This is a genomic window from Plantibacter sp. Leaf1, assembly GCF_001421315.1.
Lineage (GTDB): Bacteria > Actinomycetota > Actinomycetes > Actinomycetales > Microbacteriaceae > Plantibacter.
This window is the reverse complement of record NZ_LMJX01000002.1, coordinates 1776996-1799409: the sequence shown is the minus strand read 5'-3', so window position 1 is coordinate 1799409 and position 22414 is coordinate 1776996. Positions and strand designations below refer to the sequence as shown.

Below are 22414 nucleotides of genomic sequence, written 5' to 3'. Positions count from 1 at the left end.
AACCTACTTCGCGTAGCGGTAGCGGGCCCCGGTGTGCTCCTCGGGGAGGCGGTCTCCACGACCGTGGAGCTTGTGCCGCAGGCTGCCCTCGACGTACTCCTCCGGGTAGGCGCCACGACGTCGCAGCTCGGGGATCACGAACTCGACGATGTCCTCGAAGGTGCCCGGCGTGATCGCGTACGCGAGGTTGAAGCCGTCGACGTCGGTCTCCTCCACCCACTCCTGCAGGGTGTCGGCGATCTCCGACGCACTCCCGACGATCCGCGGTCCGAGACCACCGATCGCGCCCATGCGCGCGATGTCCTTCACCTTGAACTCGCCACCCTCCTCGTTGGCCGCCTGGTAGTTGGCGACCGCCGACTGGATGGCGTTGCTCTCGACATTGCCGATCGGCTCCTCCGGGTCGTACTGCGACAGGTCGATGCCCATCCACCCCGACATGAACACGAGCGCACCCTCCTGCGACGCGTACTGCAGGTAGTCCTCGTGCTTGGCCTGGGCCTTCTCGCTCGTCTCGTCGGTGATGATCGTGAGGAGGGTGTAGATCTTCGCGGAGTACCGGTCGCGACCGGCCGCCTCCAGGGCGTCGCGGATCCGACCGACGGTCGCCTTCAGCCCCGCCTTCGTGGATGCACCGACGAAGATCGCCTCCGCGTTGCCCGCCGCGAACTGGATACCTCGCGGAGACGCCCCCGCCTGGTAGATCACAGGCGTGCGCTGCGTGGACGGCTCCGACAGGTGGATGCCCGGCACCGTGTAGTGCTTGCCGAAGTGGCCGATCTCGTGCACCTTCGTCGGGTCGGTGAACACGCCCGTCTCACGGTCGCGAACGACGGCGTCGTCCTCCCACGAGCCCTCCCACAGTTTGTAGAGGACCTCGAGGTACTCGTCGGCGACGTCGTACCGCTCATCGTGCTCGAGCTGGTCGTCGTGCCCCATGTTGCGTGCCGCACTCGGCAGGTACCCGGTGACGACGTTCCAGCCCACACGCCCCTTGGTCAGGTGGTCGAGCGTCGACATGCGTCGCGCGAACGGGTACGGGTGCTCGTAGGCGGTGCCCGCGGTGACCCCGAAGCCGAGGTGCTTCGTCACCGCTGCCATCGCCGAGACGAGCAGGATCGGGTCGTTCACCGGCACCTGCGCGCCGTTGCGGATCGCGGCCTCGTTGCTGTCGCCGTACACGTCGTAGGTGCCAAGGACGTCGGCGATGAAGATGCCGTCGAAGTTCCCGCGCTCCAACAACTGGGCGAGATCGGTCCAGTAGGAGAGGTCCTTGTAGGTGCTCGACCGGTCGTCGGGGTGACGCCACATACCCGAGGCCTGGTGGGCGACGCAGTTCATGTCGAAGGCGTTGAAACGGATCTGACGAGTCATGAGGACGATCCTGCATCACCCGTCCCGGACGCCGCCTGGCAATCCGCGTTCCCCGTAACAGGGCGTCATCTGGGCTGCGTGCACTACTTCTGAGCGGGTTCCCCTGCCGCGAGCGCCTCGGCGTACTCCGCGTCGCTCAGGGCACCGACCGTGGAGTGCCGGCGGCCGTACGCGAGGTACAGGGCCGCCCCGGCGAGCATCCACACGAGGAAGACGAGCCAGGTCGTGCCGCCGAGCGACACCATGAGCCCCAGGCACATGACGATGCCGAGTGCCGGCACGAACGGGAACAGGGGGACCGAGTAGCTGCGGTCGAGGTCCGGCCGCAGACGGCGGAGCAGGATGACCGACAGGTTCACGAGCGCGAACGCGAACAGGGTGCCGATGCTGGTGGCGTCGGCGAGTTCACCGAGGGGGATGAGCGCGGCGACCACGGCGACGACCGCGCCGACGATGACCGTTCCGGCGACGGGCGTACCGCTGCGGCGACCGACCCGCGAGAACACCCGAGGCACCATGCCGTCCTGCGCCATGCGGTACAGGATGCGCGTCTGGCCGTAGTAGACGGTGAGGACGACGCTCGCGATCGCGATGACGGCGCCGATCGAGAAGAAGAGCGCGACGATCGGTTGCCCGGTGATCTCGGTGAGGATCCCGACGAACGCGGACTCGTCGTCGGCGAACTCGGTCCACGGGCGGGCGCCGATCGCGGCGATGGCGACGAGGATGTAGACGGCGGTGACGATGACCATCGACAGGATGATCGCGCGCGGCAGGTCGCGGCGTGGGTTCGTCGCCTCGTCGCCCGCGGTCGATGCCGCGTCGAAGCCGATGTAGGAGAAGAACAGGCGGCTGGACGCTGCGGCGATCCCGGCGACCCCCATGGGTGCGAGCGGTTCGAAGTTGCCGAGCGAGAACGCCGAGAACGCGATGACGACGAACACGAGCAGGACGGCGAGCTTCACGAACACCATGACCGTGTTCGCCCACGCGCTGTCCTTCGCGCCACGGACGAGCAGCAGCATGGCCAGCAGCACGAGGGCCGCGGCCGGCAGGTTGATCAGGCCGTCGGCGACGCCGATCGGGTTCGCGAGTGCGGGCGGGAGGCCGAGGCCGAACACCGCGAGCGCCTCGTTCACGTACTGGCCGGCACCGACGGCGACGGCCGCGACGGAGACCCCGTACTCGAGTACGAGACACCACCCGCAGACCCAGGCGACACCCTCGCCCATCGTCGCGTAGGCATAGGAGTAGCTGGACCCGGAGACGGGCACCGAGCCGGCCATCTCGGCGTAGGACAGTGCCGACAGCAGGGCCGCGAGCCCGGCGACCGCGAACGCGATCCACACGGCCGGGCCGGCGAGCGGGACGGCGGTGCCGAGCACGACGAAGATGCCCGTGCCGAGGGTGGCACCGACGCTGATCATCGTGAGCTGCCACACCCCGAGCGAGCGGCGGAGTGACCCACCCGACGCCGCCTGATCCGTACCGAGGCGGACGAGCGGCATGCGCCGGCGCAGCTGCGCGAGGAGCGGGAGTCGGCGATCAGTCACGGGTACCCATGGTAGACGCGGGTGGCGCGGTCGCTCGCCGCGGGTGGACGACGGAGGCCCGTGCCTATCCCGTCTCGGCGAACTCCGGTCTGGTCTCGTGCCGACGGCCATCGGGTGTCGTCCAAGTGAGGACGCCACCTGGATGGTGCTCGAGGTTCCACCCCGGCAGGTGTTTGAGCCGGTGATGATGTCGGCACAGACAGGCGAGGTTGTCGACAGCTGTCGTGCCGCCGTCCTGCCAGGCGACCGAGTGGTCGAGGTCGCAGCTCCGGGCGGCGCGCCCGCAGCCCGGTGCACGACACGTGGTGTCTCGCAGGCGGACGGCGCGGGCGAGGTCTGCCGGGACCCGGTACTGGCCGCGCCCGACGGAGAGCACGGCTCCCGTCTCGGGGTTGGTGAGGATGCGCGTCATCGACGGAGCCGTGACGGCGAGTCGGGCGGCGGTGTCGGGGTCGATCGGGCCGTAGCCGTCGAGCTCGCCCGGTTCGTCGGTGACGCCGAGTGCGGACAGCGCCGGGACAGTCATCTGCACGGTGGCCCGGATGCGGGCCTCGATGCCGACCGGCTCGGCGAGCAAGGGGGTGGCCCCGGCGGCGACCGCCTCCTCCGCGATCCTGGCGGCGGCGTCGAGCGGCGCGGAACCGGGGAGCCACGTGAACGTCCCGGTCGTCTCCGGGTCGACGGGGATGGGGCCGACGTCGTCGTGCACCGTGCCGGCGACGGCGAGCGAGGCGAGGGCGTCGGCACGCAGCTGCGCGAGCGTGCGGGTGTCGCCGGCGATCCGCGCCGGGACCGCGACGGCGTCGAGGCGGTTCCTGATCGCGTGGGCGAGCGGCGCCGTGGTGAACAGGTGCACCCACGCCATGCCGTCGGCCGCAGCCTCGAGCTCGACCCGGCGGTCGGCGATCGAGCGTGCGCGCCGGGCGGTGAACGATTCGGGATGCAGCCGCTCGCGCACGACCCTGGCGCGCTGCCGGAGGCGAGCGGCCGTGGATCGGGTGGCGACGGGCAGCACCTGCTCCAGGAACACCGCGCGGCCCTCCGCCGGGACGTCGCGCAGCTGGTCGGTGATGGCTCGGGCGTGACCGCCACTGATGGAACCCTGCGCCAGCGCCTCGAGCACGGCGGGCGCGTGGTGGACGAGCGCTTCGGCGTCACCGACCCGCGCCTGCAGCGTCGGCTCGGACATCCTCGTGGCGATCGCGAGCGACGCGCACATCGACCGCCTCGCGAGGTCGCGGGCATCGGTCGAGGTGGTGCTCGCGGAGACCAACGCTGATGCGGTGGCGTCGGCATACGCGAACGCCTCCGCGAGGAGCCGGGCCTCCTCCGCGTCGAGTGCCGAGCGGCGTCGGGCGAGGTCGACGAAGCGGTCGGTGAACGAGGCGATCCGGTCGGCGAAGACGTCGCTCGGGTGCTCGTGGGGCGCAGGCACTCCCGGCGCCCCGGGTGCCTCAGGCCCCTGGATCGCGTCGTTCTCGGTCATGGATCCAGTCCACCATGGACCACTGACATTCGAGTTGACCAGTTCCCCCGGGCGCCCGAAGGCCTCGCACAGACGACCGCCGAACGCCAGAGCGACAGCGCCGTCACCCGTGACTCGTACGATGAGCGAGTGGGTATGCGTTCGCTGCTGAGTCAGCTGGCCGGGGGAGTCCGAGGAGCGGCGCCGGACGGCGTCGACGAGCAGGCGGTCGTCCGCCTCAATGCGGAACGGCCCGTGCGCGAAGTGCTCGAGTTGGCCGGCCGGATCGGGGAGTCGATGCTGGCTCTCGGAGCCGCAGCGGCCGAGGTCACCGACGCCATCCGCCGGGTCTGCCGGGCGTTCGACCTCGAGTGCCAGGTGGACCTCACCTTCACCTCGATCCTCATCGCGCACGACGGGTCCGAGCTGTCGCCGGGCGTCACCGTGCTCCGCGTGGTCCGCTCGCCCTCCGCCGACTTCGACCGGCTCGCCAAGGTCGTCGTAGTCGCCGAGGGCATCACCAACCGATCCGAACCGATCATGACGGTCACCGACGTCGCCCCCGACGAGGAGGCCGACGTCCGCGACGAACTGCACGCCCGCCTGGGCGCCGCCCACCGCGACCTCGACCGCATCCTCACGGCACGCCGCACCTACCGGCGAGGCTTCGTCACCGTACTGCTGTCGACGATGGCAGCGGCCGTCGCCGTCCTCCTCGGGGGCGGCGTGGTCTCGATGCTGCTCGCCGCCGCCACCACCGCGCTCATCGACAGTGCGTTCCGCGCCTTGAACGTCTGGAAGCTGCCGGTCTTCTTCCTCCAACTCACCGGGGCGGCCATCGCCACGACCGTCGCCGTCCTCATCTCGATCCTCAGCCCTTACGTACCGGACGACCTCTCGGCCCTGCCGCCCGCCCTCATCGTCGCGTCGGGCATCGTGGTGCTGCTCGCAGGCGCCTCGCTCGTCGGAGCGGCAGACGACGCGATCAACGGGTTCCCGGTCACCGCGAGCGGACGGCTCGTCGAGGTGATGCTCCTGACCATCGGGATCGTGGTCGGCATCGGTGGCGTCCTCGACCTCGCCCGACGCCTCGGCATCTCCCTCGTGCTGTTCGACCTCCCCGTCAGCCCTTGGCCCGTCGCTGTACAGATCGTCGGCGCGGCGGTGGCCTCGGCCGCGTGGGCGATGGCCTCGCAGGCGGCCGTCCGCGCGGCGGTCTTCGCCGGAATCACGGGCGCCGTCGCATTCTCCGTCTTCGTGTTCGTCTCCGGCAGTGGCGTCGCCCCCGCAGCGGCCAGCGCGCTCGCCGCGCTCATCATCGGCTTCGCCGCGGAGGCACTCGGCCCGCGGCTGCGGATCCCGGCGATCATCCTCACCATCTGCGGGATCGTCCCGCTGCTGCCCGGGCTCGCGATCTATCGCGGCATGCTCGCGCTCGTGAACGGCGAGCAGGGTTCCGAAGGGGTCGAGCAGTTGCTGCAGGCAGGGCTCACCGGCCTCGCGCTCGCCGCCGGCGTCACACTGGGTGAGATCCTCGCCCGCCGCACGGGCGTCTCGGGCCGCGTGCTGCTGCCCGGGTACATCCGGCGTTCCAAGCGTCACCCGCGCTGAGCGGGGCCGGGGGCGGGTAGGTCCGCCGCGGTTGTCGAGGTGCGCCCTTCGACAGGCTCAGGGACCGGGTGGTTGCGGCTCAGGGACCGGCGGTGGCGGCTCAGGGACCGGGGGACAGGCTCAGGGACCGGGGGACAGGCTCAGTGCCCGGCTGGCGTGGCCGTCCGCTGCTGCGGCTTCGCCGCGGACGTCAGGAACGACGCCAGGACGACGACCGCAAGGACGACGATCATCGCGCCCCGCAGCCCGAAGTGCTCGCCGAGGAAGCCGAGCAACGGCGGCCCGACGAGGAACGCGACATAGCCCGCCGAGGCGACCGCGCCGACCGTCGTCGTCGGGTCGTCGCTCTCGCCCGCCGCGGAGAGCGTCACCGGGAAGCCGAGCGCCGCACCGAGTCCCCACAGCAGGACCGCGAGCCCCGCGACGAGCACGTTGTCGGAGAAGACGACGAGGGCGATGCCGACGGCCGACACGATCGCGCTCACCCGCAGTACGTTCGCCTTGCCGAACCGGGCGATCAACGGCTCGCCGGAGAACCGTCCGATCGTCATGGCGAGCGCGAACCCGGCGAAGACGATGGACCCGACGGCAGCCGTGGTGCCGTGCCCGTCGACCATGATGAGCGGCAACCAGTCGCCGGCCGCACCCTCCGCGAGCGCGAGGGCGAGCACGATGAGCCCGAGGAAGACGACCCGCTGCTGCCGCCAGACGGCGAGCTGCGCACGGATCCCGGGGGAGTCGGCGCCCGTGTCGGACTGCCGTCCGGTCTCGGCCGGGATCTTCGGCATCGCCCACACCAGCGCCGCCAGCGCGACGGCCGAGACGATCAGCAGGTGGATCGTCACGGGGAAGGCGATCGCCGTGAGCGCGATGCCGGCCACTGAGCCGATGACGGAACCGAGGCTGTAGCAGCCGTGGAGGACGGGCAGGATCGATCGGCCGGACAGCTGCTCGATGAGCGCACCCTCGATGTTGATCGCGATCTCCGCGAGGCCGAAGCCCAGCCCGATCCCGACGAGACCGAGGAAGACACCGATGCCCTGTCCGACGCCCGCCGTGAGGGCGAGTAGGGCCAGCCCGGTGACGAACGCCGCCCCGCCGATGACGATCGGGCGCCGTGCACCGAACCGGCGGACGAGGGCCGCGGACGAGAGGATGCCGGTCATCGACCCGACGGAGATCCCGAAGAGGATGAGGCCCATCTCGGCGGTGCTCGCATGGACGAGGTCGCGGACGGCGGGCGTGCGGACGATGAAGGACGACAGGCCGACCCCGACGGTCAGCATGAAGACGAAGATCGCCCCGCGCCGCCGCCGGAGATCGGCGGACAGCGCGGGGCGGGGGTTCGCCTGACCGGCGCCGGCACTCATGCTCCGAGCCTAGGGGTGGCGAGGTGGTGCGGGTGGTGCCTGACTAGCCCGAAGGGTTCTCGACCGGGTCACCCTCGGCGTCGGTCCCCGTCTCGGGGTCGACCTCCTCGGGCTTCGGCACGTCGTGCTTCGCGGCGTCCTTCACGTCGTCGTGCGTGTGCGGGGGACCGGGGCGGGGGCCGTCACTCGACATCGCCACGCCATCCCTGTCCGGTCTGACCCTCGGTCTCGACGAGCTGCTTGAAGTTGCCGAGGTCCTTCTTGATCGCGTGGTTGTCCACACCGAGCGCCGATCCGAGGTGCTCGAGGAGGCCCTTGGGCTCCCAGTCGAGCTGCACGGTGACACGGGTCTTCGCGTCCTCGAGACGGTGGAACGTGACGACGCCGGCGTGATCGACCTCGCCACCGGTGCTCGTCCAAGCGACGCGCTCGTCCGGGTGCTGCTCGGTGATCTCCGCCTCGAAGACGCGGGTCTGACCGGCGACCTTGACGGTCCACTCGGTGAGGACGTCGGTGACCTGGGTGATGGACTCGACCTCGTCGAGGAACTTGGGGAAGTCCTCGAAGCGGGTCCACTGGTTGTAGGCGACGGAGACGGGAACGTCGACGTCGATGGTTTCGATGACCTGCGTCATGGGAGCCATCCTCTCTGCTTCTGCGGTACCTGCGTGTGTCTCGTCCGGAAAGCCCGAACGCGATTGCGACGGTACGCGTGCAAGCTGCGATTCCGGGGGCGTAGCCGGAGACGCGGCAACCTGTTACCCTGCCCGGCCTCGGCTCACAACTGGAAGCGGTACCCCATGCCGGCCTCGGTGAGCAGATGACGCGGCGCACCGGGCTCCGGTTCGAGCTTCTTCCGCAGCTGGGCGATGTACAGCCGCAGGTAGCCGGTGTCGGTCACGTGCGTCGGCCCCCAGATCTCCGTGAGCAGCATCTGCCGGGTGACGAGTTTGCCGGCGTTCCGGAGGAGGAGTTCGAGCACCTGCCACTCCGTCGGCGTCAGGCGGACGGTGACCGGCGCGGCGCCGGGGACCTGTCTCGTGACCTGCTTCGCGGCGAGGTCGACCACGATGTCGTCGAACTGCACGGTCGGTTCCGCCTCGGCGCCCGGCACCCGGCGGGTGAGCGCACGGATCCGCGCCAGCAGTTCGTCGATGGCGAACGGCTTCGTCACGTAGTCGTCGGCCCCGGCGTCGAGCGCCTCGACCTTGTCCGTCGATCCGGCCCGCCCGGACACGACGAGGATGGGCGCATCGGTCCACCCGCGTAGGCCCTCGATCACCTGCTTGCCGTCGAGTCCCGGCATGCCGAGGTCGAGCAGGTAGAGGTCGGGGCGGTGCTCCGTCGCGGCGTTGAGTGCGGTGGTGCCGTCCTCGGCGGTGATGATCTCGTAGCCGCGCGCGGTGAGCGTGATGCGGAGGGCGCGGAGGATCTGCGGGTCGTCGTCGGCGATCAGGATCTTCATCGGGCTGCTGGCTCCTCGGTCGGCACGGCCGGCAGCGACACCACCATGGTGAGACCTCCGCCCGGGGTGTCCTCGGGTTCGAGTGTGCCACCCATCCCCTCCACGAAGCCCTTCGAGAGGGCGAGGCCCAAGCCGAGGCCGGTGAGGTTGTCGGTGTCGCCGAGCCGCTGGAAGGGGACGAACACGTCCTCGCGTCGGTCGGGCGCGATCCCCGGGCCGTGATCGACGATGCGGATCTCCACGGCGCCGCGGAACGCGCTCGTCGCGATCCGGACGGGGGTGTCGTCCGGGCTGAAGCGCTGCGCGTTCGTCAGGAGGTTCACGATGACGCGCTGCAGGAGGCCGGCGTCGGCGAGGACGGGCGGGAGGTCGGGTGCGAGGTCGAGCTCGGCGTCCTGCGGCCCGATGCCGAGCTCGTCGAAGGCCGGCAGGATCGCGTCCTCGACGTCGATCGGGGCGACCGTCACCGCGAGGACGCCGGCCTGGAGACGACTGACGTCGAGCAGGTTCGTGACGAGGGCCGCCAGCGTGCGCAGGCTGTCGTCGGCGGTCTCGAGGAGGTCCTGGCGGTCCGTCGTGGTCAGCTCGACGTCGGTCGCGCGCAGGCCGGTCACCGCGGCGGTGGCGGCGGCGAGCGGGCGGCGGAGGTCGTGACTGACCGCGGAGAGCAACGCGCTCCGGACCCGGTCGGTCGCGGCGAGCGGACCGACCTCCTGGGCGGTGGCGCGCAGGTCGGTGTGCTCGAGCGAGGCGTCGAGCTGGGCGGCGATGACGGCGAGCAGTCGGCGGTCGGAGGCCGCGAGCACGCCGCCGTGCAGCTCGAGCACCGCACGGGTGCCGATCGGGATGCTCGTGAACTCACCGCCGCGGGTCGGTTCGCCGTCGACCGCGAGGACCTGCTCGCCCGCAACGAGCCGGACCCCCGCCAGCGAGAACGACTCGCGGGTCCGACTGACGAGCGCCTGCAGGGCGCCCTCGCCGCGGAGCACGCTGCCCGCGACGGTCGCGAGCAGTTCGGACTCCGCCGCCGCGCGTCTCGACACCCGGGCACGACGAGCCGAGAGGTCGACCACACCGCTCACGATCACCGCGATGACCACGTAGAGCACGAGCGCGACGAGGTGCGCCGGGTCGTCGATGGTGACGGTGTACAGCGGTTGGACGAAGACGAAGTCGAGCGTGACGCCCGAGAGGACGGCGGCGAACACGGCCGGCCAGAAGCCGCCGACGAGGGCGACGAGCACGACGAGCAGCTGGTACGAGAGCACCTCGCTCGTGATCGACTCCTCGGTGCGGGCGAGGTGGAGGAGCCAGGTGACGAGCGGCCCGCCGATCAGCGCGAGGGCGAAGCCGGCGATGTGGCGCCGCGCACTCAGCGCACCGCCGAGCTTCGGCAGCCGGAACCGCCCACCCGCCGCCTCGTGGTTGACGATGTGGACGTCGATGTTGCCGGATTCGCGGATGACCGTGTTCCCGATGCCGGGGCCGGTGACGGCGGCCGACAGGCGACTGCGCCGGCTGACGCCGATGACGAGCTGCGTCGCGTTCGCCGCCTTCGCGAAGTCCACGAGCGCGCGCGGCACGTCGTCGCCGACGACCTGGTGGAAGGTGCCGCCGAGGGTGTCGACGAGCGCCCGCTGCTGCGCGAGCGCGCCGGGGTTCGCGGTGCGGAGGCCGTCCTGCGTCGTCACGTGCACCGCGATGAGCTCCCCGCCGGAGGAGCGGGCGGCGATCCGGGCGCCCCGACGGAGCAGGGTCTCGCCCTCGGGTCCGCCGGTGAGGGCCACGACGACCCGCTCGCGCGCCTCCCAGGTGCTGTCGATGCCGTGCTCGGCGCGGTAGTCGCGGAGGGCGGAGTCGACCTCGTCGGCCAGCCACAGCAGGGCCAGCTCACGGAGGGCGGTGAGGTTGCCGAGGCGGAAGTAGTTGGACAGGGCGGCGTCGATCCGCTCGGCCGGGTAGACGCGGCCGCCGGCGAGCCGGTCGCGGAGCGCCTGTGGAGCGAGGTCGATGAGCTCGATCTGGTCTGCGGCCCGGAGCACGGCGTCCGGGATGGTCTCCCGCTGCGGTGCCCCGGTGATCTGCCGGACGACGTCGTTGAGCGACTCGATGTGCTGGATGTTCACCGTCGACAGCACCGGGATGCCGGCGGCGAGCAGAGCCTCGACGTCCTGCCAGCGCTTGTCGTTCGTGGAGCCCGGCGCGTTCGTGTGGGCGAGTTCGTCGACGAGGGCGAGTCCCGGGCGGCGCTCGAGGACGGCCTCGAGGTCCATCTCGTCGAGCGTCACACCCCGATGCTCGACGCCCCGGCGCGGCAGCGTCTCGAGGCCCTCCGTCAGGGCGGCCGTCGCGGCCCGACCGTGGGTCTCGACGACCGCGACCACCACGTCGACGCCCTCCGCGGCGAGGCGGTGGCCCTCCTCGAGCATGGCGTAGGTCTTGCCGACCCCGGGGGCCGCGCCGAGGAGCACCCGGAGTCGTCCGCGCTGCATGGTGTTCAGTTCTCCTGGAGCATGGCGCTCTGCCTGCCGACCCCGGGGGCCGCGCTGTGTCGTCCGCGCTGCATGGTGTTATCCGTCCAGTCCTGCCACGGCGAGGTTGAGCTGCAGGACGTTGACCGTGGACTCCCCAAGGTAGCCGAGGTCGGGGCCCTGCGTCAGACGCTCGACGAGGGCCCGCACCTCGCCCTCGTCGAGGCCGCGCTCGGCGGCGACACGGGGCACCTGCAGCAGCGCGTACGCCGGGCTGATGTGCGGGTCGAGGCCGGACGCGGAGGCCGTCAGCGCGTCGGCGGGGACGCTCGCCGGATCGACGTCTTCGAAGGAGGCGATGGCCGCACGGCGCTCCTCGATCGAGGCGACGAGGTCGGTGTTCTCCGGCCCGAGGTTGCTGCCGCTCGACGCGCCGCCGTCGTAGCCGTCGCCCGCTGCGGACGGACGCGACTGGAACCACTGCGGCAGCGGCTTGCCGTCGGCGTCGGTGAACGACTGCCCGATGAGCGCCGAGCCGACCGTCTTCCCACCCTCCGAGACGGGCGAGCCGTTCGCCTGCCACGACATCGTCGCCTGTCCGATCCCGGTGACGATGAGGGGGTAGCCGACGCCGAGGACGACGGTGAGGGCGAGCATGGCCCTGATGGCGACCCAGTACTGGGCGATGCCGCTGCGGGATGCACTCATGATGTTCTGTCTGCTTTCGTGTGCTGGGGTACTGGGGCGAGGGGACGGGGTCCGGCTAGAAGCCGGGGATGAGCGTCACGACGAGGTCGATGAGCTTGATGCCGATGAACGGCGCGATCACACCGCCGAGCCCGTAGATCAACAGGTTCCGGCTGAGGACCTTCGAGGCGCTGAGCGGTCGGTACTTCACGCCGCGGAGGGCGAGCGGGATCAGGATCACGATGATGATCGCGTTGAAGATGATCGCCGAGAGGATCGCCGACGCCGGGGAGTGCAGCTGCATGATGTTCAGCAGGGCGAGCCCCGGGAACACCCCGGCGAACATGGCCGGGATGATCGCGAAGTACTTGGCGACGTCGTTCGCGATGGAGAACGTCGTGAGGGCGCCTCGCGTGATGAGCAGCTGCTTGCCGATCCGCACGATGTCGATGAGCTTCGTGGGGTCGGAGTCGAGGTCGACCATGTTGCCGGCCTCCTTCGCGGCGGAGGTGCCCGTGTTCATCGCCACGCCCACGTCGGCCTGGGCGAGCGCCGGAGCGTCGTTCGTGCCGTCACCGGTCATCGCGACGAGGTTGCCGCCCTCCTGCTCCTTGCGGATGAGTTCGAGCTTCTGCTCGGGCGTCGCCTCGGCGAGGAAGTCGTCGACGCCGGCCTCCGCGGCGATCGCCTTCGCCGTGAGCGGGTTGTCGCCCGTGATCATGACGGTGCGGATGCCCATCGCACGCAGCTCGGCGAAGCGTTCCGCGATGCCGGCCTTGACGACGTCCTTCAACCGGACGACACCGAGGACCCGGGCGGTGCCGGTGGTGTCGGTCTGCGCCACCACGAGCGGGGTGCCACCGCCGGCGGACACCGCTTCGACGTGCTCCTGGAGCTCGGCGCGGATCGCCTCGTCGAGCGGGGTCGACTCCTGCACCCAGGCGAGCACGGCCGAGCCGGCGCCCTTGCGGATCTGCGCGCCGTCCGGCTGGTCGAGGCCGCTCATGCGGGTCTGCGCGGTGAACGGGACGATCTCGCCGGCGACGGATCCGCCGAGGTGGACACCCCGCTCGGCCGCGAGGTCGACGATCGACTTGCCCTCGGGCGTCGGGTCGCTGAGCGAGGACCGGGCGGCGGCCTGCGCGAGCTCGTCCGGGGTGACACCGCGGAGGGCGATGAACTCGACCGCCTGGCGGTTGCCGTAGGTGATGGTGCCCGTCTTGTCGAGCAGCAGGGTCGTGACGTCGCCGGCCGCCTCGACCGCGCGGCCGGACATCGCGAGCACGTTCCGCTGCACGAGCCGGTCCATGCCGGCGATGCCGATCGCGGAGAGGAGGGCACCGATGGTCGTCGGGATGAGGCAGACGAGGAGGGCGATGAGGACCGGGACGCTGACAGGGGCCGCGGCGTAGGAGGCGATCGGGTTGAGCGTGAGCGCGACGATCACGAAGACGATCGACAGGCTGGCGAGCAGGATGTTGAGCGCGATCTCGTTCGGCGTCTTCTGCCGCGCCGCGCCCTCGACGAGGCCGATCATGCGGTCGACGAAGGTCTCGCCGGGCTTCGAGGTGATGCGGACGACGATGCGGTCGGACAGCACCCGGGTGCCGCCGGTGACGGCGCTGCGGTCGCCGCCGGACTCGCGGACAACCGGGGCCGACTCGCCCGTGATGGCCGACTCGTCGACCGAGGCGATGCCCCAGACGATGTCGCCGTCACCCGGGACGAGTTCGCCGGCGGTCACGACGACGACGTCGCCGAGGGTGAGGTCCGCCGAGGAGACCTGGCCGGTGGCCGTGTGCTCGGCGGACGGATCGCCCGAGGCGTCGTAGGCGGTGACCTGGTTCGCCATGGTCGAGGTGCGCGTCTTGCGGAGGCTGTCGGCCTGGGCCTTGCCGCGGCCCTCGGCCACGGATTCGGCGAGGTTCGCGAAGACGACGGTGAGCCACAGCCAGATCGCGATGCCCCAGGTGAACGATGCCGGCACGGCCGAGCCGCCGGACTCCTGCGCCCCACCGAGGAACGGTTCGGCGATCGCGAGGACGGTCGTCAGTGCGGCCCCGACCTCGACGATGAACATGACCGGGTTCTTGACCATGAGTCGCGGGTCGAGTTTGCGGAAGGCGCCGGGGGTCGCGGCGAGCAGCTGTGCCGGACCGAACGCGGCCTTCGCGGGCTCGTGGTGGTGGTCCTGTTCCTGCTCGGGTTCCGCCGGGGCGGGAAGCGTGTGCGTGGTGGACATGGTTTATGACAGCCCTTCCGCCAGGGGACCCAGCGCGAGTACGGGGAAGTAGGTGGATGCGGTGATGACCACGGGGTGTGCGTGGTGGACGTGGCTCATGACAGCCCTTCCGCCAGGGGACCCAGCGCGAGGACGGGGAAGTAGGTGAGTGCGGTGATGACCACGGCGACACCGGTGAGGAGGCCGACGAACTGCGGCCGGTTGGTCGGGAGCGTTCCGGCGGTCGACGGCACCCGGTCCTGCGCGGCAAGCGAACCGGCGAGTGCGAGGACGAGCACGATCGGGACGAAGCGGCCGAGGAGCATGGCGACACCGAGGGCCGTGTTGAACCACGGGGTGTTCGCCGTGAGGCCGGCGAACGCGGAACCGTTGTTGTTCGCGGCGGAGGTGAAGGCGTAGAGCACCTCGGAGAGGCCGTGGAGGCCCGGGTTCCAGATCGACGTCGTCTCCACGTCCGAGCGGACGCCGGGGATGGCGAAGCTCAGTGCGGTACCGGCGAGGACGAGCGTCGGCGTCACGAGGATGTACAGGCTCGCGAGCTTGATCTCCCGCGGGCCGATCTTCTTGCCGAGGTACTCCGGGGTCCGGCCGACGAGCAGGCCACCGATGAACACGGCGATGACGGCGAGCACGAGCATGCCGTACAGGCCTGAGCCGACGCCGCCGGGGGCGATCTCGCCGAGCATCATGTTGATCATCGGCATCATGCCGCCGAGTGCCGTGTAGGAGTCGTGCATCGAGTTGACGGCACCGGTGGAGGTGAGCGTCGAGGTCGAACCGAACAGCGTCGAGGCGAAGACCCCGAAGCGCTGCTCCTTGCCCTCCATCGCGCCGCCGGCCGCCATCGGTGCCGCTCCGAGGCCACGGGCTTCGAGCGCCGTGAGGATCGAGAACGACGCGAGGAAGATGACGCCCATGACCGCGAGGATCGTGTAGCCCTGCTTGTGGTCGCCGACCATGCGGCCGAAGGTGCGCGGCAGCGAGAACGGGATCGCGAGCATGAGGATGTTCTGGACGAGGCTCGTCCACGCGGTCGGGTTCTCGAAGGGGTGCGCGGAGTTCGCGTTGAAGAACCCGCCGCCGTTCGTGCCGAGGAGCTTGATGGCCTCCTGCGAGGCGACCGGTCCGCCGGGGATGGTCTGCGTCGCACCCGTGATGGTGCCGACGTCGGTGAAGCCGTTGAGGTTCTGGATGGTGCCGCCCGCGATGAGCACGACCGCCATGACGACGGAGAGCGGCAGCAGGACACGGAGGGTGCCGCGGGTGAGGTCGACCCAGAAGTTGCCGATGGTGCCGCTGCGCCGACTCGCGAAGCCGCGGACGAGGGCGATGGCGACCGCGATGCCGACGGCGGCGGAGACGAAGTTCTGCACCGCGAGGCCGGTGAGCTGCACGGTGTACCCCATCGTGACCTCGGGGGAGTACGACTGCCAGTTCGTGTTGGCGACGAACGACGCGGCCGTGTTGAACGACAGACCCTCCGGCACGGCGGGGAGGCCGAGCGCGAACGGCAGGACGGCCTGCGCACGCTGGAGGGCGTAGACGAGGAGGACGCCGACGAGCGAGAAGGCGAGCACCCCGCGCAGGTAGGCCTGCCAGGTCTGCTCGGAGCGGGCGTCGACACCGATCACGCGGTAGAAGCCGCGCTCGACGGCGAAGTCCTTGCCGGAGGTGTACACCCGGACGAGGTACTCACCGAGCGGACGGTAGAGCAGCACGAGGACCAGGACGAGGGTCGAGACCTGGAGGATCGCGAAGAGGGTCTGCATCAGAACCTCTCGGGTTTCACGAGCGCGTACACGAGGTACACGACGGCGGCGACGGCCAGGACGGCGGCGAGGAGTTCGAAGACGATCACAGTCTCTCCACTCCCCGGGCGACGAGGCCGACCACAGCGAACACGGCGATGATGCCGAGCACGTAGACGAGGTCGAGCAAGAGGACTCCAGTGTGTGAATGGTGCGTGGTGCTGATGAGTCCCGTTCGGGACAGCTCAGAGCCAACACCCGTCAGCAGCCCGGATCGGCCGTCCTCACGGTTTCCATACGCCTTCCGCGTCGATCCTCACGACCTCCCTACGGTGCGTGGTGTCCACAGCCGCAACGACGCCAAGCTCAACGTCGCGTCTCTGCGCGCTAGACTGGAGTCATCATGATCAGCCCGTTGCCGAAAGGCGCGGGCTGATTTTCTGTTCGGGGGAGGTCCATGGTCGAGTACGCCAAAGACTGGTTGTCCGTTGAGCAGCAGGTCGCCCGACTCGAGTACCACGGCCTCGAGGTTTCGGATCCCGATCATGCCGCCCGAGTCGTGGAATCGATCGGGTACTACCGTCTGACCGGCTTCCTGTACCCGTTCCGGTTGTCCGAAGCGTATGTCGACGAGCATGGCCGCACCCGGGTCCGCATCCTCAGCGGATACCGGCCGGGCACACGTCTCTCGCACGCCGAAGCGATCATCGACTTCGACCGTCGACTGATCGAGATGCTCGATCATCTGCGCGACTCCGAGCATCCGAAACAGGTGTACGGCACCTACAATGCGCTGGCCGTGATCGCCTACCTGCTGGCATCGATCGATCCGGATACCGATTGGCCGGTGAGGGTAGCAGCACTGTTCCGCGGCTTCCCAACGTCCGAAGCTCTTACGATCGAGTCCCTGGGCGCGCCGACACACTGGGACACCCTCGATCTCTGGCGGGCATGAGCTCCTCGGAGATCTCAGGCAGCGTGGCTTGCTCGGCGGCCCGCACCGTGTCCAGTCGCCTGCTGCCTCAGTCCTGACAGTTCCTAGGGCGTCAAATCCCCCAGCTCGAACGCCCAGGCGCGGGCGGGGTTGTCGCGGGTGATCGTCGACACCGCTTCCGCGCCGAGGGCCTGTGCCAGCTGCGGTTCGATGGCCGTCAGCAGCGCCGCCGGACCGGCGTCTTCCGGCCGCGCGCGGGAGGCGGACGTGGTCGTGTCGGCGCCGAGGAGCAGCGCGGGCAGGTGTCCGTCGTCGATGAGGGCCTCGAGGATCCGCGTCAACCGGTTCGGCTCCATCGGGTGGCCGGGCGACGGTGTGTCGATGCACACCCACGCGCCGGAGCGCGCGGCCTCGAGGATCTGCTCGACGTGAGGGTTCCGGCCGAGATGCCCGAGGACGATGGACCGCGGGTCCACCTCGTCGGCGTCCAGCGCCGCCAGGACGAGGCCGGCCGCCGCTCCCTGCTCGAGGTGCACCGCGATCGGCACTCCGGTGGCGTGATGCGCCACCGCAGCGGCCCGCAACGCGTCCCGCTCGTCCTCGGCGAGGCGGTCGGGGCCGACACCGATCTTGATCAGTCCGCACCCGTGCCGGTCGATGTCGTCGATGAACGCCGCCGCCAGCTCGTCGGCCGAGCGTGTGGGTTCTGCAGCGCCCTCGGGGTAGACGCGCCGCAGATGCCGGCCGGTCGCCGCCACGAGGTGGACGTCCGTCGACGCACTGATCCGTCGGAGTGCCGGGAGCCCGCGGCCGAGACCTCGAGGCGTCCACTGCACGAGACTCCCGCCGCCCGCCGCGGCGAACCGCTCGACCGTCGCCAGGGCGTCCGGCTCGTCGACCAGGTCCTGACCGGCCAGGACCGGTGTCCGCAGGAAGAGGTGGTCGTGCGAGTCGACCACGCCCGCCGTCGCCGGGTCGATGTCACCGAGCACCGTGCGGATCACCCGGGTCATCGGGCGTCGGCATCCCCGGCGGTCGCCGCTTCGGGCAGCAGCCGCAGGGCCGCCATCACCCGGGGGAGGCCGACGTACGGCACGAGGTGGATGAGCGATTCCGCGAGCTCCGTGCGGGTCATCCCGATCCGGAGCGAGGTCGTGAGGTGCCCGCTGAGCTGCGGGTCCACGCCGCCGAGCGCGGTCAGCGCACCGATGATGAGCAGCTGTCGGTCGCGCGGCGTCAGGCCCTCACGCTGATACGTCCCGCCGAACACGGCGCCGACGATCCACTCGTCGAAGCCCGGCGCCGCCGCATCCACCGTCGCGCGCCAGGCCGCGGTCGTCGTCTCGTCCTGCAGCTCCGCCAATCGTTCGCGGCCTGCCGCCACATCGAACACCTCGTGCATCGTCTCTCCTTCGATCGTCTCGGCTGTAACGGTTGACACGTTACACTCGAACCATGACGACCGAGACCGACTTCCGCTTCGACGGCGGCGCCACCTGGCTGAACCTGCTCGCCACCCGGGGGCAGAGCTTCGGAACGCGACCGATCGAGCGCATCGGAACGCCGGAAGCCGGACGACGCTGGCTCGGGCTCGTCGGGTTCCCGCCGCAGGACGAGCTGAGCGATGCGGACCTCGCCGGACTGGTGCGGTTGCGGGAAGCGCTCCGCGAACTGGCGATGGCGGCGGTCGCCGGACGGGAGCCGGCGGCCGAGGCGGCGCAGGAGGTCCGTGCGATCGCCACGATCCCGGCTGAGCCGGCCTGGCGCGACCAGGTCGCCGGCATGCCGTTCGACACGGCGCTCGCCGCGATCGCCGTCCAAGCGCTCGTCACCCTGCAAGGACCGGACCGACAGCTCCTGCACCAGTGTGCCGAGGTCGACTGCCGGTGGGTGTTCCTCGACACCTCCGGTCGGCGCCACTGGTGTCCGTCGCCGGCCTGCGCCAGTCGGGGCCGGGTCCGCGCCCACCGCGCACGACAGGGGTCCATGGCTCGGCCCGAGGCCGATCCCGCGCCTCACTGACGAGCATCGACCGGGTCCGGCTGCAATACGCTTGGAGGTCGAGGGTGACGGGGGAACAGTGTCGGTGTCGGTGACGGAGTCGATGGACCTGCGGTGGCTGACGGCACCCGAGCACGAGGTCGCCTCCGCGATCGCGGAGGAGCGCCGCTCGGCCAGGTCCAAGGGAGTACCCACCGGGCGCCGAGTGGTCTTCCACCTCTACTTCAGCCTCGTCCTCTGGTATCTCGCGATCGCCCTCGTCTCGGTCGGTGTCAGCGTCGACGAGTACCACGACAGTCGCGTCGAAGCCGACGACGTCATCGGCCTGGTCGTCGCCGCGCTCATCCTCGTGGGGCTGCTCGCCGGCGCCTGGTTCCTGCTGCGCTGGTCGCAACGGCCACCATCGCCGAAGGCGCGCCTGGCCGAGTGGCGGCGACACCTGACCGCGGTGGAGAACGGCTTCACCGAGGAGCCGAAGTCGCGGGCGATGTTCTCCTCGCTCATCACCACGACCGGGAAGTACCACAACGCGTTCGTCTCTACTCCCGGGCCGCAGTTCCTGTCGGACCCCCGGTTCGTCCGCGACGAGGTCGAGTTCGGCAACCTCCTCGACGAGGTGAAGCGTTCGGGGGACTGGCACTACCTCGTGGTCCGGCTGCCGGCGCCGCTGCCGCACCTCCTCCTCGACGCGACGAGGAACGACACCGTCCGCAGCGACCTGCCACCCGGCCTCGACCGCGGCGGTCTGATCTCGCTCGAGGGCGACTTCGACCGCTGGTTCCGGGTGTACGCGCCCTCGGGCTACGGGGTCGACGCCCGGTACGTCCTGACGCCGGACGTGATGTCGTCGCTCATCAGCACCGCCGCGTACTACAACGTCGAGATCCTCGACGACCGGGTCGTGTTCTTCAGCAAGCCCGCCGCCGACTTCGCCTACCCGGCACCGTGGATCGCCGTCGACGCCATCCTCACCGACCTCGTCCCGCGCCTCGTCCGGAAGGCTGAACGGTACCGCGACGAACGGGTGGTGGGGCAGGACGCCGAGAGCGTCCTCGATGCCGCACGGAAGGCCATGGAGGCCGAGCAGCAGTGGACGAAGGGGCGGACGGTCGTCTCCGAGGACGGCCGACGACTCCGGGTCCGCGCGCGCTTCCACGCGCTGTGGGGTGTCGTCGGTGCGGCGACGTGGCTCATCACCCGCACCCTGCTGTACTTCATCCCCGCGGCGTTCGCCTTCGCCGGGTTCATGTCCGTCGTCGACGCCCGCTGAGGCGGAATCGGCCGCCCTCGGAACATCGCCGGGCGTGATCGCGTTCGCCCAGGTGTGACCCTCACGCTGCCGGCCCTCGCCGAGTCCGCACCAGACACCCTCGATCGCGCGCTCGCGAGCCTCGAGTGGACGATCCACGGCACCTACCGCGACCGCCTCGCGGACGGTTCCCGGCTCGACCGCGGGCACCCGGCCTCCGGCTTCCTGTTCGTGTCGAGCGGACGTATCCGGCTCACCACCCCGGAGGGCGCCCTCGACCTCGACGCCGGCGACCTCGTGTTCTTCCCCCGGGCGCACACGACCGTCCTCCGCGCGCTCGGCGAGGCGGAGGTCCTGGAGGTCGGTCTCGAACCGTCGCGGCAGCGGCAGGCGGTCGCCGACACCCTGCCCGAGACACTGACCGTGCGGGACTTCGCGGGTCAGGAGCGGTCCATGGTCGCGCTCATCGAGGGCATGGGATGCCCCGGTCCGAGCGGCCGCGCACGCCCCGGCGACGCCGTCATCTGCAGCCGGATCGCGACCACGATCGTCTCCGCCGCCCTCCGGTCCTGGAACGAGGCCGGGTGCGCGCCCGAGCGCTGGCTGCAACGCATCGGCGACCCGCACATCGCGGCCGTGCTAGACGCCCTGCACGCCGAACCCGGGCGGCCGTGGACCTTCGAGAGCCTCGCCCGCATCGCGATGATGTCGCGCTCCGCGTTCGCCGAGCGGTTCCGACAGGTCGTCGGACACACCCCGCGCGCCTACCTCACGACGGTCCGGATGGAGACCGCGAAGGGACTCATCATCACGGGCGGGGCGACGGTCGCCGAGCTGGCCGGCGAGCTCGGCTACGCCTCGGAGGACGGCTTCGCACGCGCCTTCCAGCGCTACACGGGCCTGACGCCCGCCCGCTGGCGAGCCGAGGCCGCCGCCGCGTAGGCGTGCGGTCTCGGCCTCGGCGTCGGTGCTGCCTCAGCGCGCGGTGCGCGCCGAGCCGAAGATGACCCCACCGACGATCGCGGAGACCGCGGCGACGACGAGCGCCGGCACGATGCCGACCGCGTCGACGAGGATGCCGCCGACACCGGCGCCGACCGTGATCGCGAGCTGGAACCCGGCGACCACGAGCCCGCCGCCGGACTCCATGCGGTCGGGGACGAGCCGTCCCATCCAGGTGCTCAGCGTCGTGAGCCACGCGCCGAAGCCCATGCCCCAGGTGGTGATGGCGATGGTCACGACCAACGGCTGCCCCGGGAACAGGGTCACGAGCGCGATCGAGACGCCGATGAACGCGGGGACCACATAGCGGAGCGCCGCCAGGTGACGGTCGACGAGCAGGCCGATGACGAAGTTGCCGACCACGCCGCCGAGGCCGAACGCGGCGAGCAGGACGGCGACACCGGCGGCGTCGAGGTCGGGCACCCGCTCGATCGCGAGCCGGATGTAGGTGAACGCGATGAAGTGTCCGAGCACGGTGAGGATGTGACCAGTCAGGCCCATGCGGATGCCCGGGACCCGGAGGGTGTCGACGAGCGACCGCAGCCCGCCGCTCGACGGTGCCGGCGCGACGGGCGGGAGGACGAGCCGCAGCGCGACGGCGACGACGGCGGTGATCACCGCGACGGCCGCGAAGATGAGCCGCCAGTCCATGATCGACCCGAGGTAGGTGCCCACGGGGACGCCGGCGACGGTCGCGACGGTGGTGCCCGTGTTCACGAGCATGATCGCGCGCCCGAGGTGCTTCGGGGCCGAGAGGCGGGCGGCGATCGCGATCGACATGGCCCAGAACGCCCCGAGTGCCGCTCCGAGGAGCAGGCGGGCGATGAGCAGCATGACGAAGTCGGCGGAGATCGCGACGAGTGCGCTGGAGACCGCGGCGCCGACGGCGAGGAGGACGAGCAGCAGGCGGCGGTCGAGGCTGGGGACGAGGATGCCGATGGTCGGTGCCGTCAGGAACCCGACGAAGGCCGTCGCGGTGACGGCCTGGCCGGCCTGCCCCTCGGAGATGCCGAGCGACGCGGCCATGGACGGTAGGAGGCTCGGCGGGAGGAACTCGGCGAGCACGAGCACGAAGCTCGTCGCCATCATCACGGCGACGGACGCCCAGGCGGTGCGGTCGCGCGGGGTGCCGGCGACGGGGACGGAGCCGGTGCGCGGTGAATCGAGGGTGTCGGGGGTGCTCATGCTCCCAGTCTGGCGGGGGCTGACGACGCCCGCCCGACGCTGCGTCCGCAGGGTCCG

Annotated in this window: 20 protein-coding genes; 5 read left to right on the top strand and 15 right to left on the bottom strand. The window is 70.7% G+C overall.

Features of this window, described 5'->3' with window-relative positions:
- Window positions 1–3: 3 nt before the first annotated feature.
- From ASE44_RS10710 to ASE44_RS18960, 3 genes are all read right to left on the bottom strand, one after another.
- Window positions 4–1374, bottom strand: a complete 1371-nt coding sequence (locus tag ASE44_RS10710; protein WP_056009355.1) for an LLM class flavin-dependent oxidoreductase — start codon at window positions 1372–1374, stop codon at window positions 4–6.
- A gap of 83 nt (window positions 1375–1457) precedes the next feature.
- Window positions 1458–2882, bottom strand: a complete 1425-nt coding sequence (locus tag ASE44_RS10705; RefSeq protein WP_235522635.1) for an APC family permease — start codon at window positions 2880–2882, stop codon at window positions 1458–1460.
- A gap of 109 nt (window positions 2883–2991) precedes the next feature.
- Window positions 2992–4413: an HNH endonuclease signature motif containing protein gene (locus ASE44_RS18960; RefSeq protein ID WP_056779607.1), complete on the bottom strand. Its 1422-nt coding sequence runs from the start codon at window positions 4411–4413 to the stop codon at window positions 2992–2994.
- Window positions 4414–4548: 135 nt separating this feature from the next.
- On the opposite strand from ASE44_RS18960, the gene ASE44_RS10695 reads away from it, so the two are divergent.
- Complete coding sequence (locus tag ASE44_RS10695; protein ID WP_056914191.1) at window positions 4549–6003, top strand: threonine/serine exporter ThrE family protein; 1455 nt, start codon at window positions 4549–4551, stop codon at window positions 6001–6003.
- Between the two features lie 140 nt (window positions 6004–6143).
- Here ASE44_RS10695 and ASE44_RS10690 read toward each other — a convergent pair whose 3' ends face one another.
- The 9 genes from ASE44_RS10690 to kdpF form a co-directional block, all read right to left on the bottom strand.
- Window positions 6144–7373 carry an MFS transporter gene (locus ASE44_RS10690; protein ID WP_056779601.1) on the bottom strand — a complete coding sequence of 410 codons (1230 nt, stop codon included), beginning with the start codon at window positions 7371–7373 and terminating at the stop codon, window positions 6144–6146.
- Window positions 7374–7416: 43 nt separating this feature from the next.
- Window positions 7417–7566 carry a hypothetical protein gene (locus ASE44_RS18495; RefSeq protein ID WP_157579871.1) on the bottom strand — a complete coding sequence of 50 codons (150 nt, stop codon included), beginning with the start codon at window positions 7564–7566 and terminating at the stop codon, window positions 7417–7419.
- Window positions 7556–8008, bottom strand: a complete 453-nt coding sequence (locus tag ASE44_RS10685) for an SRPBCC family protein (protein WP_056009346.1) — start codon at window positions 8006–8008, stop codon at window positions 7556–7558. The genes ASE44_RS18495 and ASE44_RS10685 overlap by 11 nt, the downstream gene beginning before the upstream one ends.
- Before the next feature lie 143 nt (window positions 8009–8151).
- Entirely contained in the window at window positions 8152–8838 is a 687-nt protein-coding gene (locus ASE44_RS10680; protein WP_056779599.1) for a response regulator, read from the bottom strand.
- Window positions 8835–11330, bottom strand: a complete 2496-nt coding sequence (locus ASE44_RS10675; protein WP_056009342.1) for a DUF4118 domain-containing protein — start codon at window positions 11328–11330, stop codon at window positions 8835–8837. Before ASE44_RS10675 ends, ASE44_RS10680 begins: the two co-directional genes overlap by 4 nt.
- 78 nt (window positions 11331–11408) lie before the next feature.
- A complete protein-coding gene (gene kdpC / locus ASE44_RS10670) occupies window positions 11409–12017 on the bottom strand; it encodes a potassium-transporting ATPase subunit KdpC (protein ID WP_056009340.1) in 609 nt (202 codons plus the stop codon).
- A 55-nt stretch (window positions 12018–12072) separates the two neighbouring features.
- Window positions 12073–14238, bottom strand: coding sequence for a potassium-transporting ATPase subunit KdpB (gene kdpB / locus ASE44_RS10665; RefSeq protein WP_082455957.1), 2166 nt, complete (start codon window positions 14236–14238; stop codon window positions 12073–12075).
- 95 nt (window positions 14239–14333) lie between these two features.
- A complete protein-coding gene (kdpA, locus tag ASE44_RS10660; RefSeq protein WP_056779596.1) occupies window positions 14334–16007 on the bottom strand; it encodes a potassium-transporting ATPase subunit KdpA in 1674 nt (557 codons plus the stop codon).
- Complete coding sequence (kdpF, locus tag ASE44_RS10655) at window positions 16007–16096, bottom strand: K(+)-transporting ATPase subunit F (protein WP_056009336.1); 90 nt, start codon at window positions 16094–16096, stop codon at window positions 16007–16009. Before kdpF ends, kdpA begins: the two co-directional genes overlap by 1 nt.
- A 347-nt stretch (window positions 16097–16443) precedes the next feature.
- Between kdpF and ASE44_RS10650 the strand changes: the two genes are divergently transcribed.
- Window positions 16444–16941: a hypothetical protein gene (locus ASE44_RS10650; protein ID WP_056009334.1), complete on the top strand. Its 498-nt coding sequence runs from the start codon at window positions 16444–16446 to the stop codon at window positions 16939–16941.
- 83 nt (window positions 16942–17024) lie between these two features.
- Here the strand turns inward: ASE44_RS10650 and ASE44_RS10645 are convergent, their stop codons facing one another.
- Window positions 17025–17933, bottom strand: a complete 909-nt coding sequence (locus ASE44_RS10645) for a hypothetical protein (protein ID WP_056779594.1) — start codon at window positions 17931–17933, stop codon at window positions 17025–17027.
- Window positions 17930–18322 (bottom strand): carboxymuconolactone decarboxylase family protein, encoded by a 393-nt coding sequence (locus tag ASE44_RS10640; protein WP_056779591.1) that lies wholly within the window; start codon window positions 18320–18322, stop codon window positions 17930–17932. The genes ASE44_RS10645 and ASE44_RS10640 overlap by 4 nt, the downstream gene beginning before the upstream one ends.
- A 53-nt stretch (window positions 18323–18375) precedes the next feature.
- Between ASE44_RS10640 and ASE44_RS10635 the strand changes: the two genes are divergently transcribed.
- The 3 genes from ASE44_RS10635 (at window position 18376) to ASE44_RS18825 (ending at window position 21112) form a co-directional block, all read left to right on the top strand.
- Window positions 18376–18942, top strand: coding sequence for an ABATE domain-containing protein (locus ASE44_RS10635; RefSeq protein WP_056779588.1), 567 nt, complete (start codon window positions 18376–18378; stop codon window positions 18940–18942).
- 70 nt (window positions 18943–19012) lie between these two features.
- Complete coding sequence (locus tag ASE44_RS10630) at window positions 19013–20191, top strand: hypothetical protein (RefSeq protein WP_157579869.1); 1179 nt, start codon at window positions 19013–19015, stop codon at window positions 20189–20191.
- Between the two features lie 54 nt (window positions 20192–20245).
- Complete coding sequence (locus tag ASE44_RS18825; RefSeq protein ID WP_200921053.1) at window positions 20246–21112, top strand: AraC family transcriptional regulator; 867 nt, start codon at window positions 20246–20248, stop codon at window positions 21110–21112.
- Window positions 21113–21145: 33 nt separating this feature from the next.
- Here ASE44_RS18825 and ASE44_RS10620 read toward each other — a convergent pair whose 3' ends face one another.
- Window positions 21146–22357, bottom strand: a complete 1212-nt coding sequence (locus tag ASE44_RS10620) for an MFS transporter (protein WP_056779581.1) — start codon at window positions 22355–22357, stop codon at window positions 21146–21148.
- Window positions 22358–22414: the final 57 nt, after the last annotated feature.

Bases quoted from the DNA above. Each gene is read 5' to 3' on its own strand.
- ASE44_RS10620 (WP_056779581.1), bottom strand. From the start codon at position 22,357: ATGAGCACCCCCGACACCCTCGATTCACCGCGCACCGGCTCCGTCCCC.
- kdpA (WP_056779596.1), bottom strand. From the start codon at position 16,007: ATGCAGACCCTCTTCGCGATCCTCCAGGTCTCGACCCTCGTCCTGGTC.
- ASE44_RS10710 (WP_056009355.1), bottom strand. From the start codon at position 1,374: ATGACTCGTCAGATCCGTTTCAACGCCTTCGACATGAACTGCGTCGCC.
- ASE44_RS18960 (WP_056779607.1), bottom strand. From the start codon at position 4,413: ATGACCGAGAACGACGCGATCCAGGGGCCTGAGGCACCCGGGGCGCCG.
- kdpC (WP_056009340.1), bottom strand. From the start codon at position 12,017: ATGAGTGCATCCCGCAGCGGCATCGCCCAGTACTGGGTCGCCATCAGG.
- ASE44_RS10675 (WP_056009342.1), bottom strand. From the start codon at position 11,330: ATGCAGCGCGGACGACTCCGGGTGCTCCTCGGCGCGGCCCCCGGGGTC.
- ASE44_RS18495 (WP_157579871.1), bottom strand. From the start codon at position 7,566: ATGTCGAGTGACGGCCCCCGCCCCGGTCCCCCGCACACGCACGACGAC.
- ASE44_RS10685 (WP_056009346.1), bottom strand. From the start codon at position 8,008: ATGACGCAGGTCATCGAAACCATCGACGTCGACGTTCCCGTCTCCGTC.
- ASE44_RS10695 (WP_056914191.1), top strand. From the start codon at position 4,549: ATGCGTTCGCTGCTGAGTCAGCTGGCCGGGGGAGTCCGAGGAGCGGCG.
- ASE44_RS10645 (WP_056779594.1), bottom strand. From the start codon at position 17,933: ATGACCCGGGTGATCCGCACGGTGCTCGGTGACATCGACCCGGCGACG.
- ASE44_RS10635 (WP_056779588.1), top strand. From the start codon at position 18,376: ATGACGACCGAGACCGACTTCCGCTTCGACGGCGGCGCCACCTGGCTG.
- ASE44_RS10680 (WP_056779599.1), bottom strand. From the start codon at position 8,838: ATGAAGATCCTGATCGCCGACGACGACCCGCAGATCCTCCGCGCCCTC.
- ASE44_RS10640 (WP_056779591.1), bottom strand. From the start codon at position 18,322: ATGCACGAGGTGTTCGATGTGGCGGCAGGCCGCGAACGATTGGCGGAG.
- ASE44_RS10650 (WP_056009334.1), top strand. From the start codon at position 16,444: ATGGTCGAGTACGCCAAAGACTGGTTGTCCGTTGAGCAGCAGGTCGCC.
- kdpB (WP_082455957.1), bottom strand. From the start codon at position 14,238: ATGTCCACCACGCACACGCTTCCCGCCCCGGCGGAACCCGAGCAGGAA.
- ASE44_RS10690 (WP_056779601.1), bottom strand. From the start codon at position 7,373: ATGAGTGCCGGCGCCGGTCAGGCGAACCCCCGCCCCGCGCTGTCCGCC.
- ASE44_RS10705 (WP_235522635.1), bottom strand. From the start codon at position 2,882: ATGCCGCTCGTCCGCCTCGGTACGGATCAGGCGGCGTCGGGTGGGTCA.